The sequence below is a fragment of the Bacillus sp. ISL-45 genome, assembly GCF_018613195.1.
Taxonomy (GTDB): domain Bacteria; phylum Bacillota; class Bacilli; order Bacillales; family Cytobacillaceae; genus Mesobacillus.
Genome location: NZ_JAGGQQ010000026.1, coordinates 1 through 15,274, shown reverse-complemented (window position 1 = coordinate 15,274; position 15,274 = coordinate 1). Strand labels below are relative to the sequence as shown.

The window sequence follows — 15,274 nt, the reverse complement described above, 5'->3', positions numbered from 1 at the left end:
TGACAATCCGGTTACAAACTTACCACTTGTTGCGGCCCATAAAAAATCATCCCGTTTTTAAGTACAAACGATTAATAAATGGCAGTGAATCGCAAGCTTATTGCCATTTGTCATTTCATTTTGCATCTCTAAAATTTCTAATAACAATTTGGATTGCACTGATATATTTGATTTGATCTCTTTCAAGCATGTCCGGATCATTCTTATTGATTATTTCTCTCCTAGTCTTTTATTAAATTCACATTATGTTTATAATTTAGGTATAAAAGTAATTTTTAAAAATGGTTTAAGAGAACACTGGCTTCTCAATGGACAGCTGCTCCATGAAGACCAGTAAAACGAAGTAATTCCACTCACATTTAGCCGATGCAGGGGGGATTACGAGTCTCTTTCCTTGTTCCAGTCATCGCATTACTAATCTCAACAACTGGTAGCACTTGCAACTACATATAAACGAAATAGGCTCCGCAGGGCTTTTCCCGATCCGATCCCTATATATTACCTATATCCAGTTTCAATGTAGCCGGATTTATATGGTGGGGACAGGGACTGGTACATTGATCGCTATATAACAAAATAACCTTCATTACTAACCAAATTGAAAAGAACAAAATTATAATAAACCTTAATATCCATTCCGTTTTTTTGCTTCAGCTATTATTTTTTCTATTTTCTTTTGCTTTCGCTTTCTAGAACCCGGCAAAATTGTCTTAGTCATTCTCCATCTTAAAAAGTCAACTTCTTCGGCTTCTTCTTTTGTGAAGAAGTCACTGACTTTCAATACATGTTTACTCTCTTTTACTTTCGTATATCCTTCTTTATTAATTGGAACTATAATAGGGTTTTCATCATAATATCGCTCTTTTGCTTTCCTGATCATACTCAGGATTAAATCTTGATATTTAAAACACTATCTAAATCTTCTATATTAGTATTTAATATTGCAGAATTATAATCGTTAAACAAATCCTTTTCTCTTGGACTTAGAATACCTTTTATTTCTGACATAGATTTACCACCCTCCCTCTCTTCAATTAAGCCTCATTTAATTCGTTATTCTTTTTCTATTTCTTCTTCACGATTCATTAATAATTCACTTGGAGTAGTACCCTAAACTGCCAGGACTGTAACGATGTTAGAAAGTAGTAAAACTCACGGGAATTTTGCTGCATAACCTAATCAATAACTTTTTAATATACCTAGTTGCTTTTTTATGGGAAGACTATAACATTCATCACAAATTCCATCATTATCAATATATTCAGCTTCATCATAAATAACTTTATTGCATTCAAAACAGATCCACTCTTCGGTAACTAAATGGGTCATAGACAGGCTCTCCTTTTGATTGTTATACTTAGATATGTATATTTTTGTAAAAGGGGGGTTGATTATGAAATGTCGTAAAGAATGTTTATTATTAATAATTGAACATTTTCGTAAGAAGCTAATCGAAGTTGGAACGTCAGAAGGATATAACAATACTAAGACAATTCTGTTAAGTCAAAAATTAGATAAGGTAATACTTAAATATCAAAAGCTTAATAAGTGATTAGAAACTTATATACATTAATAAGATCAATGAACGAATATAACGAATATTATTAATGATTAACACGCTAGACTATTCTCCATAAATAACCCTTATGAAGGGTCTTCATTTGGCCCAACTTCCAAGCCATACATCTATATCATTTTTTAAAAAACCATAACTATAAAAATACACTTCTAATATTGTCATTATAGAAACTTTCTTAATCAACTTATAAACGGTTAATGACGGTCATCACAATTGCTGCAATCAAATTAAGAAAAGCTACAATTACTACAGCTGTATTTAGTTTATTTATAGTTTTATCTCCCAAAAGCAGAAACAATTTCCCTTCCCCCTCTCTTCTCTTCTTCAATTCAAATTCTAATCTTCTTCCAAAGGTACCCTTCAAAATAAACTAAGTCTTCTTCCGGATTAAACTCCAATTCCTTTTTAATCTCTTTTCGTAATTCTTCGGTTTCCTTTAACAAAAGGTGCGTTTCTAGAAGGAGTTTATTGATATCTGCATATCTTGTTTTCTGGAAACCATCACGTAGGCTGGCCATACTCTAACCTCCTGTTAAATGTTATTTATCGAAGGGAACATTTTTTTTAATAGTAGTTAATAAATCATCAAATTTTCGTTCTCCTTCTTTAATTTCTCCTAGTAATTCTTTTATTCTAAGATCAAAACTCTCCATTTCCCTAATTAATACCCTTGAACGTTTTTTTAAAGACTTATGTTTCTCTTCTATTTCTCCCTTTCTTCTTTTTTGATCACTCATTATTTCTTTATACGTCTTAAATTCAATAATTCCCTCCTCTTTCAAAAAACTCCCCCCTTTTCCTTTATGTTAAGTATATTATATACCAAATTTTGTAATAAATCAAACAAGTGTTCGTTTTCTTAAAATAAAAAACACAATGTCAACTTAATCAAAGGATAGTCATTAACATTGTGTTTTTAACTCAACATAGATGTTTAAAGTAAATTTTATATCTCCAGATCTTCTAACATCATCATAAGTTCTTCTTGTTTTGCACGTTTAATTAATTCCTTTACTAATTCATTTCTCTCGACTGGAATACCTGCACACATTATACTAATTTGCACTTCAGACATTGCTGTTTCAGTAGTCAAATATGAAATTGATTTTTTCGGAAACAAAATTGATTCCATTTCTTTAAAAACAATATTTTTAAAATCGACTGTAAATACATGTGTAGCATTAGAATCACCAGTTAAGAAACTAATTTGAATCATATTAGCATCATTTAATTCATAACCATCTGATAGAATAATATTTTTCTCTATCTTGTGGCTTAGTCGCTTTATCTCTGAGTGTTCTGAATCCATATTTAAATCAATTTTAAACGAACTGAACGCCAAAATACCAGGTGTTTTGATAAATTCTAAGTAATTCAAACTATCAAAATTACTTCCGCCATAGTATGGAATACTGGAAGATAATAGATTGTTGTTATGAATCACACTTGCTACCATTTCATTTGATTTATTTAAATAATCTCTATACCCGATTGAGCGATATTCTGCAGAAATATCATTCTCTTGTTTAGTATTATCTATTAAGATAATTGGAAGTTGTTTAATTAGTTGGTTATCAGAACCGAAAATTGGAACAGCATGTCCTGCGAGATTCCATTCCTCATTTTTATGGGGAATAATTAAGATAAGGCCAATGTGACCAGCAAAACCCTGTTCAGTCAGTATATTTATGACACCAGGCAAGAAACCGGTACCTGTTGCACCTCCTAAACTTGCACATACCCATATAAACTCAGTCCTTGCGAATAATCCTAGAGCGTCTTTGATTTCATCTACATTTTCTTTATATAATTCTTCTGCGGTTTTTATATTTCTTCCTGTTCCTAATCCACCTCCAATAAGGAAGTGACCATAGGAAGGATACGTTTTAGCTAAGCTTTTTTGATCCATGCTGTTTGTGTTTATAAACAATGCACCATACGAGGAATGTTTACTAACACAAGCCCCAGCAACATTACCTCCAGCCAAACCCAAACCTACAAAACCAAAATCAACATTAACCGTATTTAAACTTCTCACAAAGAACATCCTTTCTTCAAGAAAGTGAATATTATTCAATATTAGAGAGGAATAGGAGAAACTCCGCAATTTAATCCCGAGGAGACAACCAAACCCTTATATCTAAGAAAACAATTTACCAAACAGACGGTTACCACTTTTATTTTTTTCTCTTTCCATCGCTTCTCGTTTTTTCTCCTCAATTAATTCTCTTTGCTTTCGCTCTTGTAACAACCTTTCTTGTTCTTTCCTTGCAGCTTCTCTCCTTCGATATTCCTCTTGTCTACGTTCACGTTCCGCTAGCTCTTGCTGCTCTCTTTCTTCCTTTAAAATCCTTTCCTCTAGAACAGGATTATCGGTAGTAGGAATAGAAATACCGATGGATTCAAGCGTTTCTGGATCATTTATTAAAAGATTCCTTAAATCAACATTTTGCTTACGATTAATAATACGAACTGGAAAAGTCCAGCTATAATACTTCAAACCTTCGCATGCAGATTTTAGGATAGTATGTAATCTTTGGTCATTTTTAAATTCAATTTGAGAGTCTTTACAAACTACTAACATACCAACCCACTGTGGTTCCTCCCCGTTCTCTACACATGAATTTAAATACCTGAAATAATTTAAAAACTTTTCAGTCAATACTTTCTTGCGTTCAGTCGCCAAATCGATTTCTATGGTATAAATCCCCTCCGGACGTAATACTTCACCGTCAGGTCTTACCTTTTTCATTTGACCACTTACTGAATTTCCCCAAGCATTTTCAAAATCATAAAACACATACTTTTTTACAGCGTATAGATTATGTCGTATGTCTAGTACATCGCTATACCATATAGCAAAATCCAGGTACATCATTGTATGTTCAATATTCCTTAATCCAGGCTTTAACATTCCTGAATCAAAATCTCCATGAGGGTACCCTTTAAATCCAGCTAATGGTTCATCCTTATCTATTAGTGCATGATCTTTATAGTAATCAATCCCCTTTGGTGTTAAACAATGAATCAATTCTTTACTATAAGGGTGGCAGCTAAATGACTGAATAAGCTTCTTTTTCTTTAAATCTGCGGTGAATCTAGAAATGTTTGCTTTTTGTCCACTTGCTGGTGACGAAAGATGGTCGTAAATTAAACGCCTAATATGTTCATTGGTTAATGCACGATATTGGTAAAGTAGCTTGATAATTTGATCTTGTTTTTCTGTTATATCAGTGTTTCTCCAATAAATCATTACTTACATCCTTTCTTTTTTCAGATTAAATAAGCTGAATTATGGGGGTGCCGTAGAAGGTATTTACTCACGGTCAATTTAAAAAAAGAAAAACCACATAAAACACTGATGTATCAATGGATGAGAAGATTTTTATGCAAGAATCACTTATGTATAGTACTAGGGGACAACTTAGTAAATTTACATCTCTAAATATTTATAAAAAGTAAATAGCTTATAGGCTATACATAGGATGTATACATAACGAAATTTAAGCGCAAAAAAACAAGCCACTATAGCAGCTTGTTGGATATCTAGTATTTATTTTAAAAAGGACACACTTCTCCCAATCCCTTTTTGTGCTTCTTTGCGCCACCATTACCCAAAGGTAAAGAATTTTTTTCGGGTTTCCCCTGTCATCCGCCAGTCGTTAAGACTGATTTTATACTCATACCAAAACGGCTGAGTTAAATCTTTGTCTTAATTATAAGTAAAATAGTCTACAGTTATCAATATTTTTTAATTTTATTTTTCTGAATACCCAAATAAAACCCAAATAAAAGGAAATAGTACCCATTAATTTGAAACATTCCTATTTTAATTTTGTATATATCATAACAAACACGATCTGCAGCTATACGTTTACTACAGAGGAGGGCTTTTATGTTTAAACAGATCATTACGTACCCATTATTAGATGGAAGAGAGGTGAGCAAAGCGCATTACAAGTCTTGGACCATAGTTTAAAAGACTTAATGACACCAGTCATTGAAATACCACCTATTGATTGGGATTTTGAAAACGATTGCCCCAAAAAATCACTTGATGACCACTTGAAAAATTTCAAAGAACAGCTTAAAACAAGTTGGAACAATGATAATCCTGTGTTTATTGATGCCCATCAGATTTGCCCAGATGACGACGAACTAATGGAAGATGGGAGTCATCCACTTATTAGTTTATTTACAATGTTGAAAAGTGAAAACCTCAATGCAATCCCTGTAACAAGTCCATCAAGAGCAGTTAACTATCAAAAAGCAGTGTATTCAATAGTTAACAACTATCAAACTGGTTGTGCTATTAGACTTCTAGATGAAGATTTTGACGATATAGATAGGATTATCCAAGGCTTTTTAGAAGCATTTAATGTGGATCCAACCGATATAGACCTAATTATCGACTATAGATATATTGATCCTAAAAACCCAGTAAATAGGATGACTAATCTTATTGTTGGCTCAATCTTGGCTATACCCCATATTAATAGCTGGCGAACTTTTACATTTGTAGCTACTGCATTCCCTGAAAACCTTTCAGAAATTAAAACAGGGACTGATGGTAGCATACCAAGAAGCGAGTGGATGATTTACCAACAGTTACTTCATAAAAAATTACCGAGATATCCATCCTTTGGGGATTACATTATCTCCAATCCAGAATACTCACGACTTGATCCCAGGAAAATGAGAATGTCGGCAAACATTCGTTATACAGCTGATAATGAGTATTTAATTTTCAGAGGGTATTCCGTGACAACACCAAAATATGGAAAATGTAAGCAGACACAGGAGCTCTGTCAAAGGATAGTTTTACACCCGAAATACTCGGGGGTGTTTTATTCATATGGAGATAAATATATTTTTGGTTGTGCAAACGATACAGAAAGTACTGGAAATGCCGAAACGTGGAGAAAAATCGGAACCAACCATCACCTCACTCTAGCAATTAATGAACTCTCCAATTTTCACGCATCTTTAAGCATTGGTTCACCGTAAGCTTAATTTCTTCTAAGGAAAGTGAAGTGCAGATTTTCTCGTATAATTCATGTCTTGGCTTGCTTAAATATCCCTTTTGCAGGCCTTTTTCTTTTAAAACATCAATCGCTTCATTTCTCCATAAAAAATGACTCAGTGAAAAGGGATCTAACTTTGAATTTTGACGCCCTTTTCTTACTTCTTTAATAATTAATCGGCCGCTTTGACGGGTTACTAAGGCAATTCCCCACCATTTAGGAATAATTTCTCTAACTTGATTTAAATAGTTCCTTTGAACAACAATTGTCATCCGATCAAAAACTTTATTGTAGTCCTCTACTTGTGAAGGAAGCCGTAATAAATTATCGCTCTCACTCTTTATTTCATACCTATGCAATATACCATTTACCACTGCAACGTCTATTCTGGATTGACCATGTAATATTCCTAATTCATTTACTATTTTTGTATTCAAATCATTAGAATACTTAAGAGACAATTCTTCTAATAAGACTTCCCGTATGTCACTATCCCGTAACTTTCTCATGTTTTTTCACCCTTACTGCTATCTCTTGTATAATTTAACATATCTAAATATATATTTATAAGGTTCAACAAAAAAATTCCTAATCCTTTTTCTAAAAAGTAAAACTATTAATGCTTTCTATACTGTTGCTATTATATGGTAGTCACATTCTTAGCCATATTGGTGTATCGTTACCAAATATATTTGGCAGATGGTTCGAAGACATGTAGCTTAAAACGTGGTGTGGTACGTGATTCATTTTTATATCTACTGATTTAATAAATTCTTGATTTTTTAAAATACCTCACCCTTTTCCTTCAAATTAATTCTTTTCATCATGTCGACATGACCGTCATGACTTTCCTTACTATATTATCAAAAAAGGATTACTTTCAATTTTTCATATAGTCCCTTGACAATAGATAAAATGTATTATAATCTTTGATTACATTTATGATGGTGGTAGTAGTTGCCAGTCATCTAATTTAATATCAAAAGGGACAGCCCCTAGATTAGAAAAGGTTAAAGACAATTAACCTTCTCTTAATCTAGGGGTTTTTTTGTTTCTCTAAAGGAGGTGAATTTGATGGTGCAACAAAGAAATTTCGATTTAAAACTTCAAATAAAGAAGGCTAATTTGTATCTTTGGCAAGTTGCAGAAGAAATGCAAATACATGAGAACACATTATACCGGCTCTTAAGACATAACCTATCAGATGCCCAAAAAGACAGAATCTTAAAGGCAATTGAAAATCTAAAAGAAATGTAAACACTTATCCTATGAAAAGAGATGACTATTTGGATAAATCAATCGGAGCTGCTTTGCAATTGTTGAATTATGGATTGACACCTATCCCTCTTCTTGGTAAAAGACCAATCCTAAAAAACTGGCCCAGTCGGTTTTTGGATCAACGTATTCAAGCAACTGAAATAATAAACGGGATAGTAGATCAAGATGACAAAATAATAACTTACAAAAATAAAAACATCGGGATAATAACTGGCTCGGTATCTGATTGTATTGTATTAGATATAGATGATCTGTCGACTTTAACAAAATTAAAAAAGATGGGGGATTTACCTTTGACTTGGAGGGTTCGTTCCAACAGAGGAATTCATCTTTATTTTAAGTACAACCAGGATATTCCTTCCATGAAATTATGGGATAGCATTGACATTCTTTCCGATAAAAAGCAAGTAGTAGCTCCTCCTTCCATTCATCCTAAGGGCACAGTTTATCGATGGGAATTGTCGCCAAAACAAGTTGAAAAGGCAGATTTACCCCTTTGGATAGTTGAGTACATTTTTGAAAACAGAAGGATTGGTATTTTCGAGAAGTCCTCCACCATGGAAAACAAATTAAGAACCAACTTAAAAAGCAATGCAGCTAACATGCTGTTAGAGAATGTAGATTGGATAGACTTTTATAGCCGGTTTACTAACAACATTAAAGGAAATAGTGAGTGGCTTAGTTCTAAGTGTCCATTTCATCAAGATAAACATAATTCATTTAGTTTTAATATAAAAAATGGGGCTTGGAAATGTTTTGCTGGTTGCGGTTCTGGAAATGGATTTAGCGCAGTCCAAACGTTATATAAAATAAATTTTCAGCAAGCCCTTAAAGTTATCAAAGGAGAAGATTTAATTGTCTAATAGCAATAAAGTAAAAATGGGGGAATTGGTTAACACAAATGATCTATCTCCAACACAACGAGTGAAAACACTTGTGGAACAAGGAGATATGACGGTTTCTCAAGCTATTATTGAAATTGCCCAGCAACACGCTACTTTTTTCATCACAGAAAATGAGGAAGTTTTTGCTTCTGTCAAAATTGATGGAAATTATGAACATTTTGCTGTCAATAGTGATAAATTCAAAAAACTTATAAGGATGCATTATTACCAGCTCTTTAATAAACCAATCGGGAAAACTCCCTTGTCAGAAGCTATTGAAACCATTGTAGCTATTCAAGAGTTTAATTTCCGAGATTTCCAAGAAACCTTTATTCGTGTAGGTAAACACAAGTCTACTATATATCTTGACTTGGGTACTCCAGACCGAGAAATTGTTGAAGTGGATAACCAGAGCTGGCGAGTTATTCAAAATACTACGCTTAAATTTGTAAGACCCAATACTTATAGGTCGCTCCCTATCCCTGTTAAAGGTGGATCAATAAAATATTTAGACAAGTTTATTAATATTAATGATCAGGATAGAATATTAGTTTATTCATTTCTTCTAAGTTGCCTTTCACCTACCGGACCATATCCTATATTAATTGTTCAAGGTCCACAAGGTTCCGGAAAAAGCTTCTTTAGTAGATTGATGAAAAGTATTATTGATCCAACTTTCGCTCCAATACGTTCATTACCTAGAAATGAAGAAGATTTAATGATTTCCGCACAGAAGAGTCGTTTACTAGCATTTGATAACTTATCTGGTATCAGCAATAATATGTCAGATTCGTTATGTAAACTCTCAACAGGTGGCGGATTTTCCACTAGAAAATTCTATGAAAATACAGAAGAGGTAGTTTTATCTACACTCCGCCCAATTATTTTAAATGGGATTGATTATATTGCCAGACGACCTGATCTCGCTGATAGAGCGATTATTATCAATCTTTCACCTTTCAATAGTAATGAACGTTTATCAGAGGATGAGATTTTAAAGGAGTTTGAGGATTTAAAGCCTAAAATACTCGGTGGTCTACTTGATGCACTAAGTATCGCTTTAGGAAATTTGCATAATGTTAAGCTTGACTCAACACCACGAATGGCTGATTTTGCAAAATTAGCAACTGCTGCTGAAACTGGATTTGGTTTCAAAAGAGGTACATTCATGAATGAATATATCCGCAATCGTAAAGAAGCAGCTGAAGAAGCAGCGGAACATGATTTGTTAGTGTCAACGATAATAGATTGCTTAGATAGAGAAAGAAAAATTTCAGGAACTGCAACATTTATACTTGAAAGGCTTAGAAAGTATATCTCTGTAGATGCACAGACTTCTAAACAATGGATTAAATCACCAAATCAACTGAAAGACCAATTGACTCGTATTCAGCCTATTCTAACAGCAAATAATATAAGTTATGTCTATATTCGAAATAACTTAGGTAGAATTCATTCTTTAGAAAAGTTATAAGGCTTAATTAATTTTAATTAAATATGACGATATGACGATAATGTCGGCAAACTGCAAGGCTTTTTTTACAATGCGGATTTTTAATTGGAATGCACCATTTTTGCATCTTGAATTTAGATTTTAAAAGAAAGGAATGTCTCATGAAAAAAACAGGAGAATTACCAGAAGTACTTGAGGTAAAAGATATTCAAGAATATCTCGGAATTGGCCGAAGCCAAGCCTATAGATTAGTAAAATCCAATCTATTTCACGCTGTAAATGTAGGTAAAAGAATCCTTATTTCAAAAAAGTCGTTTTTAGATTGGTTTGAAGGTAGCTAGCAACATCCTTAAACACAGAAAATGGATTTATATATTTGAGGACACTATGCCCTTTGCAACCAACACTACTTCCATTATTATTACTAATAGGTGCATTTGCTTGGTGTCCAGCTATATTTGGAGGAAAAATAATGGCTGGTTATCCTAAGAAAGATAAGAACGGTACGTATTATTTTGTTTTGGAGGCTGGAACAGACTCGTATGGCAAGCGTAAAAGAATAAAAAGACGTGGCTTTAAAAAAATCAGCGAGGCAAAAGCCGCTATGGCCGAATTAATTCTCGAAATACAAAAAGGCAACTTGGTATTTGAAAAGAAGTTGTCTGTAGAAGAGTATCTGGACTACTGGCTGGAAAACTACGCTAAGACAAATCTTAAACCTAAAACGTTTGCCGAATACAAGAAAATCATCAAAACTCATCTTTGCCCTTCTATAGGTCACATTCCATTGAAAGAATTAAAACCTGTAGAGCTACAAAACTATTATATGAAAAAATTAACGTCCTTGTCCGCTCAAACAGTCACACACCATCATCGCGTTCTGTCAAAGGCGCTGAATGATGCGATCGATTGGGAATTCATCAACAAAAACGTTACCAAGGGAGCGAAGCCACCAAAACCGGTAAAGTCGGAAATGAAGACCTTAAATGTTGTACAGATCAATGTATTGTTGAAAATGGCAAAGGAAAAAACTCCGGTATACTTTCCAGTGATCTATGCGGCTGCCCATACCGGAATGCGAAAAAGCGAGTTGATAGGACTTTCTTGGGAAAATGTCGACTTCTCAACAGGTAAGGTTTATATCCGACAAACCATTACAGAAGCGAATGGGAAATATTTTTTCAATACAATTCCCAAGAATGAAAAACCCCGAGGAGTAAGATTAACTTTAGAACTGCTCAAGCTTCTCAAAAGAATTAAGGATGAAAATGATCATCGTGAAGAAATCCTGGGAGATTCTTATAACCCTCATAATTTGGTCTTTTGCAACACAAAGGGAAGTATCATGGCACCATCTGAAATAACTAGAGCTCTCAAAAGGTGTTTAAAGGCAGCGAACCTTCCAGACATCCGGTTTCACGACCTCAGGCATTCTCACGCAACAATCCTGCTGAAGGAGAATGTCCACCCCAAAATTGTCAGTGCCCGTTTAGGTCACTCCAAAATTCAAGTAACGATGGACACCTATTCTCACCTGACTGATTCGATTGAAGGAATAGCTGTCGACCACTTAAATGGATTGCTTGAATAAGCCATATGACAAATGGCACCAAATTGGGCACCACCTAATAAAAAGAGACTGACTTCACTCGGTCTCCTGCTCTATGAATGATAGTTAAAAGCCTTGGTATCATTGAGTTGGCGGGACCGCCTGGGAATCGAACCCAGCTAACCTGGCACGCAGGTCACAAGCGGTTTTGAAGACCGTGGGGGACACCAGTACCCCATTCAGCCCCGTTTTGAGAACAAGGTCTATTATACTTACAAGCTGCCGATTTTACAAGTGTGTTACTCAAATTGTCACAAGACTTGTCTTCCCTTGACCGCTGATACTATAATAAGAAAAGATATTAGAAATGCGTGGGTGAAGGGTTATGTATCAGCTTGAAGGTTGGTTTTTGTTATTTATATTGTTTTGGGTCGTTGTTTTAGTAGGTTTATTCGCGATTGGCGGATTCTTCATGTTCCGCAAGTTTTTGAAAAAGCTTCCGAAGAACGATGGCAAATCGGATATGGACTGGGAAGAGTACTATGTGAATCAAACGAGGCATTTATGGCCGGATGACCAGAAGGCATTGCTCGAGGATTTGGTGAGTCCGGTACCTGAATTGTTCAGGGATGTGGCCAGGCATAAGATTGCCGGCAAAATTGGCGAGCTTGCGTTGAAGGAAAAAGCCGACAGGATCACTCAGGAGCTTGTTATCCGGGGCTATATTCTGGCAACACCAAAGCGTGACCATAAATTTTTACGAAAGCGGCTTGCTGAAAAACAGATCAGCACCGCACCATATGAGAGTTTGTTCTAAAACTGCCTTGTGATAAGGCAGTTTTTTCTATATTAGCCTACCTTCTTTTTCCGCTTTTTGAAGAGCTTGAAGACATCGTCATTTTTCGTGAGGATGATGACTTTGTCTTTGTATGGCTTCATCAGTTTGATCGCCTGTACCAGATTGTTCCCGTCATATTGATGGTTCCATTTTATTAAGTCAATCAGTGACTTCACATTCTCTCTTTGCGGAGAAGAAGCCAGTTTCACCTTTCTTAGTACAAACCTTTTCAGTATTCTCCAGTCACGCACATAGACATTCGTCTTGAGCACGAATATATAATCTGCCTGGCGAAAGCTTTCTTCAAGCCAGCTATGATAGACTCCCTCGATGATCCATTTTTCCTGCGACACCACTCTCGCCAGTTTTTCCGCCCTTTTTACGGGAGGAGTTTGCGAACCGAAATACTCGGACTCGTGATCCCAAAAGAAGTTGTCCAATTCATGCTTAGGAAGCCCGAGCATTTTTGAAAGTTTCGCTGCTATGTATGATTTCCCGCTTCCGGGACCGCCAATTATATGTATTTTCGTCACTGTACTTCCACCCTGTTAATTAATCTTTATCGAGGTCATTATCAAAAACAGAAGGCGACCGCTCATCCTTGATACCGAAATGGTTTTTGATTGTAGCCAAGTCTTTTAAAATGATTCTAGTATTAAGCCAGGCTCCAATTGCCGCGAGAAAGGCAACGGCCAGAATGACAATTAACCAAATATTGATTACTATCAAAATACTCACCTCTCAAGCAATTTTACCACAATCTAACAGGCATCCGGGATAAAAAAATGATAGAATTCCTTAGGGAGGTTATTTCTATGAGTGAAGTTTTATTTTGGATCATTTATTATTTGTTGTTAATGACTATTTTTGTCAGGGCTATTTATAGTGTGATAAAGAAAAAACAAATTCCTCTTGCTATGATTGCAATCCTCGTCATTATTTCGGTGCCAATGGTCAGCCTCATGAATAGTATCGGAAGGCCTTTGGAGATGAATGAATTCGAATTTCTGGCGAGGGAGTTCAAGCAAGGAGCATTATGGGCCATTTTCACCATTGCGGGTTATCTCTACCTGCTTGTTTGGTTCATACTTTCGTTAAAAAAATAACGAGTTTCAGATGCTGAAACTCGTTCCTCATTTCCTAAATCCTCTTCGCCTACCATAAGCGCCGTTCCGCATGGCCTTTGCCTCAAAAACATTCCCGACGATCAACAAAACGACTCCAATTGCGATTAAACTAAACATGACCGTTGGAGAAATGGTCGCAATATATCCCATCCCCTTCATAAACATCGGTACAAGGAAAACGGCAAGACCTGCGGTTTTCAGTATAATGGCATAAACCTTCAATGACATCCCTACTCCTCCTGACTGAATCGAGTGGTTTTATCATTGTATTCAAGCAGTCTTGCCACAATTCACAAAAAATTCAATATTTTTAATTCGGTAAAATAGTATGATTATCATGACTAATTATTGAAGAGGATGATGCACATGGCTTTTAAAGAACGGACTGAACCTATTATTTTATCTAAACTGAGAATCTTGAATAAAAGACTTGAGTTATCAGACGAGGAAAAAAGGTATTTTTCATATCTTGATAAGGGATATAAAGGCGAATTACAATTCGATGCCATGACGGAAAAACTGACAAGCAGCTGTTTGATCCTGAACGAGTTGCTGCTCGAAGTAGAAAGAACAACTTTTCAAATCGATACTCTAATCATATTTTCCGGCACATTTTATTTATTTGAGATAAAGACAAACCAGGGTGATTACCTCTACAAACAAGAAGGTCTAACCTCAAAAACAACTGGAGTAACAATCAAGAATCCCCTCGACCAACTCAACCGAACCAAGCTGCTTTTCAAGAAACTATTAAATCAATTAGGCTACAATCATAAAATCGAAGCTTCAGTCGTTTTTGTAAACCCCGAGTTTACCCTGTATCACGCACATCCAGACCTCCCATTCATTTTCCCTACGCAGATTAATCGACTCCACGACAACCTCAACAACCAGCCGGGAAACGTTTCCACCAACCATTACAAACTCGCAGCCAAACTAGTCTCCCTCCACAAGATTGACTCATCCCATAACAATCTACCTGCCTTTCATTACGATGAATTGAAGAAGGGTATTACCTGTTCGGAGTGTGAGTCTTTTGAGGTGAGGGCCACACATAAGTTTCTTGTGTGTGATGTTTGTGGAAGTAAAGAATCATTGGAATCAGCTGTAATGCGAACAGTGAAGGAGTTTAGATTAATTTCCCCAGAAACAGCAATTACTACTTCAGCGATCCAGGAATTTTGTGTGGTGATTAAGGATGGTAAAAGGATTAGAAGATTACTTACAAAACATCTTACAATTGACGGATCCAGGAAATGGACAAAATATAGATAGAGTACACTGCATTAGGCTGAGCATAGTGAAATCTCATATTTCAGTCCTGGTTGTCCGATAGAGCACTTCTATCGGACACTTTTCTTTCTTCGCGCCTTCCGTTAGTCCGGTAGAGCACTTCTATCGGACACTTTTCTCGCTTCATCCCTTCCGTTTGGCCGATAGAGCCCTTTTATCGGACACTTTTCTCGCTTCATCCCTCACGTTTGGCCGATAGAGCCCTTCTATCGGACACTTTTCTCGCTTCATCCCTTCCGTTTGGCCGAT

Annotated in this window: 19 protein-coding genes and 1 tRNA gene; 10 read left to right on the top strand and 10 right to left on the bottom strand. The window is 35.5% G+C overall.

Going from position 1 to position 15,274, the window contains the following annotated elements; translation table 11 throughout:
- Positions 1-625: 625 nt before the first annotated feature.
- Positions 626-880 (bottom strand): hypothetical protein, encoded by a 255-nt coding sequence (locus tag J7E35_RS22980; protein ID WP_214784675.1) that lies wholly within the window; start codon positions 878-880, stop codon positions 626-628.
- 483 nt (positions 881-1,363) lie between these two features.
- Between J7E35_RS22980 and J7E35_RS23815 the strand changes: the two genes are divergently transcribed.
- Positions 1,364-1,552 carry a Spo0E family sporulation regulatory protein-aspartic acid phosphatase gene (locus tag J7E35_RS23815; protein ID WP_353050394.1) on the top strand — a complete coding sequence of 63 codons (189 nt, stop codon included), beginning with the start codon at positions 1,364-1,366 and terminating at the stop codon, positions 1,550-1,552.
- 356 nt (positions 1,553-1,908) lie between these two features.
- On the opposite strand, the gene J7E35_RS22970 is transcribed toward J7E35_RS23815, so the two are convergent.
- The 4 genes from J7E35_RS22970 to J7E35_RS22955 form a co-directional block, all read right to left on the bottom strand.
- The gene (locus J7E35_RS22970; protein ID WP_214784669.1) at positions 1,909-2,097 is read right to left on the bottom strand and encodes a hypothetical protein; all 189 of its coding nucleotides are present in this window, start codon (positions 2,095-2,097) and stop codon (positions 1,909-1,911) included.
- Between the two features lie 21 nt (positions 2,098-2,118).
- Positions 2,119-2,361: a hypothetical protein gene (locus J7E35_RS22965; protein ID WP_214784666.1), complete on the bottom strand. Its 243-nt coding sequence runs from the start codon at positions 2,359-2,361 to the stop codon at positions 2,119-2,121.
- Positions 2,362-2,525: 164 nt separating this feature from the next.
- A complete protein-coding gene (locus J7E35_RS22960; protein WP_214784663.1) occupies positions 2,526-3,617 on the bottom strand; it encodes an FtsZ/tubulin family protein in 1,092 nt (363 codons plus the stop codon).
- Positions 3,618-3,719: 102 nt separating this feature from the next.
- Positions 3,720-4,832 carry a replication-relaxation family protein gene (locus J7E35_RS22955; RefSeq protein WP_214784660.1) on the bottom strand — a complete coding sequence of 371 codons (1,113 nt, stop codon included), beginning with the start codon at positions 4,830-4,832 and terminating at the stop codon, positions 3,720-3,722.
- Between the two features lie 668 nt (positions 4,833-5,500).
- Here J7E35_RS22955 and J7E35_RS22950 point away from each other — a divergent pair.
- Complete coding sequence (locus J7E35_RS22950) at positions 5,501-6,586, top strand: beta family protein (RefSeq protein ID WP_214784761.1); 1,086 nt, start codon at positions 5,501-5,503, stop codon at positions 6,584-6,586.
- Here J7E35_RS22950 and J7E35_RS22945 read toward each other — a convergent pair.
- Positions 6,537-7,112, bottom strand: a complete 576-nt coding sequence (locus J7E35_RS22945; protein ID WP_214784657.1) for a sce7726 family protein — start codon at positions 7,110-7,112, stop codon at positions 6,537-6,539. The genes J7E35_RS22950 and J7E35_RS22945 overlap by 50 nt on opposite strands.
- 565 nt (positions 7,113-7,677) lie before the next feature.
- Between J7E35_RS22945 and J7E35_RS22940 the strand changes: the two genes are divergently transcribed.
- The 5 genes from J7E35_RS22940 to J7E35_RS22920 all read left to right on the top strand — a co-directional run bounded on the left by J7E35_RS22940 (position 7,678) and on the right by J7E35_RS22920 (position 11,809).
- Entirely contained in the window at positions 7,678-7,860 is a 183-nt protein-coding gene (locus tag J7E35_RS22940) for a hypothetical protein (protein WP_214784654.1), read from the top strand.
- A 29-nt stretch (positions 7,861-7,889) separates the two neighbouring features.
- Positions 7,890-8,744 carry a bifunctional DNA primase/polymerase gene (locus J7E35_RS22935; protein ID WP_214784651.1) on the top strand — a complete coding sequence of 285 codons (855 nt, stop codon included), beginning with the start codon at positions 7,890-7,892 and terminating at the stop codon, positions 8,742-8,744.
- A complete protein-coding gene (locus J7E35_RS22930; protein WP_214784648.1) occupies positions 8,737-10,239 on the top strand; it encodes a hypothetical protein in 1,503 nt (500 codons plus the stop codon). Before J7E35_RS22935 ends, J7E35_RS22930 begins: the two co-directional genes overlap by 8 nt.
- 140 nt (positions 10,240-10,379) lie before the next feature.
- Positions 10,380-10,559 (top strand): helix-turn-helix domain-containing protein, encoded by a 180-nt coding sequence (locus J7E35_RS22925; protein ID WP_214784645.1) that lies wholly within the window; start codon positions 10,380-10,382, stop codon positions 10,557-10,559.
- Between the two features lie 131 nt (positions 10,560-10,690).
- On the top strand, positions 10,691-11,809 hold the full coding sequence (locus J7E35_RS22920; protein ID WP_214784643.1) for a site-specific integrase: 1,119 nt from the start codon (positions 10,691-10,693) through the stop codon (positions 11,807-11,809).
- 108 nt (positions 11,810-11,917) lie between these two features.
- On the opposite strand, the gene J7E35_RS22915 is transcribed toward J7E35_RS22920, so the two are convergent.
- Positions 11,918-12,014: transfer RNA gene (locus J7E35_RS22915), tRNA-Sec, on the bottom strand.
- Positions 12,015-12,152: 138 nt separating this feature from the next.
- Here J7E35_RS22915 and J7E35_RS22910 point away from each other — a divergent pair.
- Positions 12,153-12,584, top strand: a complete 432-nt coding sequence (locus tag J7E35_RS22910; RefSeq protein WP_214784640.1) for a DUF2621 domain-containing protein — start codon at positions 12,153-12,155, stop codon at positions 12,582-12,584.
- A gap of 32 nt (positions 12,585-12,616) precedes the next feature.
- Here the strand turns inward: J7E35_RS22910 and J7E35_RS22905 are convergent, their stop codons facing one another.
- Positions 12,617-13,138 (bottom strand): P-loop NTPase family protein, encoded by a 522-nt coding sequence (locus tag J7E35_RS22905; RefSeq protein WP_214784637.1) that lies wholly within the window; start codon positions 13,136-13,138, stop codon positions 12,617-12,619.
- Positions 13,139-13,157: 19 nt separating this feature from the next.
- Complete coding sequence (locus J7E35_RS22900; RefSeq protein WP_214784634.1) at positions 13,158-13,334, bottom strand: hypothetical protein; 177 nt, start codon at positions 13,332-13,334, stop codon at positions 13,158-13,160.
- Between the two features lie 86 nt (positions 13,335-13,420).
- Between J7E35_RS22900 and J7E35_RS22895 the strand changes: the two genes are divergently transcribed.
- Complete coding sequence (locus J7E35_RS22895) at positions 13,421-13,711, top strand: hypothetical protein (protein ID WP_214784631.1); 291 nt, start codon at positions 13,421-13,423, stop codon at positions 13,709-13,711.
- 27 nt (positions 13,712-13,738) lie between these two features.
- Here the strand turns inward: J7E35_RS22895 and J7E35_RS22890 are convergent, their stop codons facing one another.
- Positions 13,739-13,960, bottom strand: a complete 222-nt coding sequence (locus tag J7E35_RS22890; protein ID WP_214784629.1) for a hypothetical protein — start codon at positions 13,958-13,960, stop codon at positions 13,739-13,741.
- 138 nt (positions 13,961-14,098) lie between these two features.
- On the opposite strand from J7E35_RS22890, the gene J7E35_RS22885 reads away from it, so the two are divergent.
- Positions 14,099-15,007: a nuclease-related domain-containing protein gene (locus J7E35_RS22885; protein ID WP_214784627.1), complete on the top strand. Its 909-nt coding sequence runs from the start codon at positions 14,099-14,101 to the stop codon at positions 15,005-15,007.
- Positions 15,008-15,274: the final 267 nt, after the last annotated feature.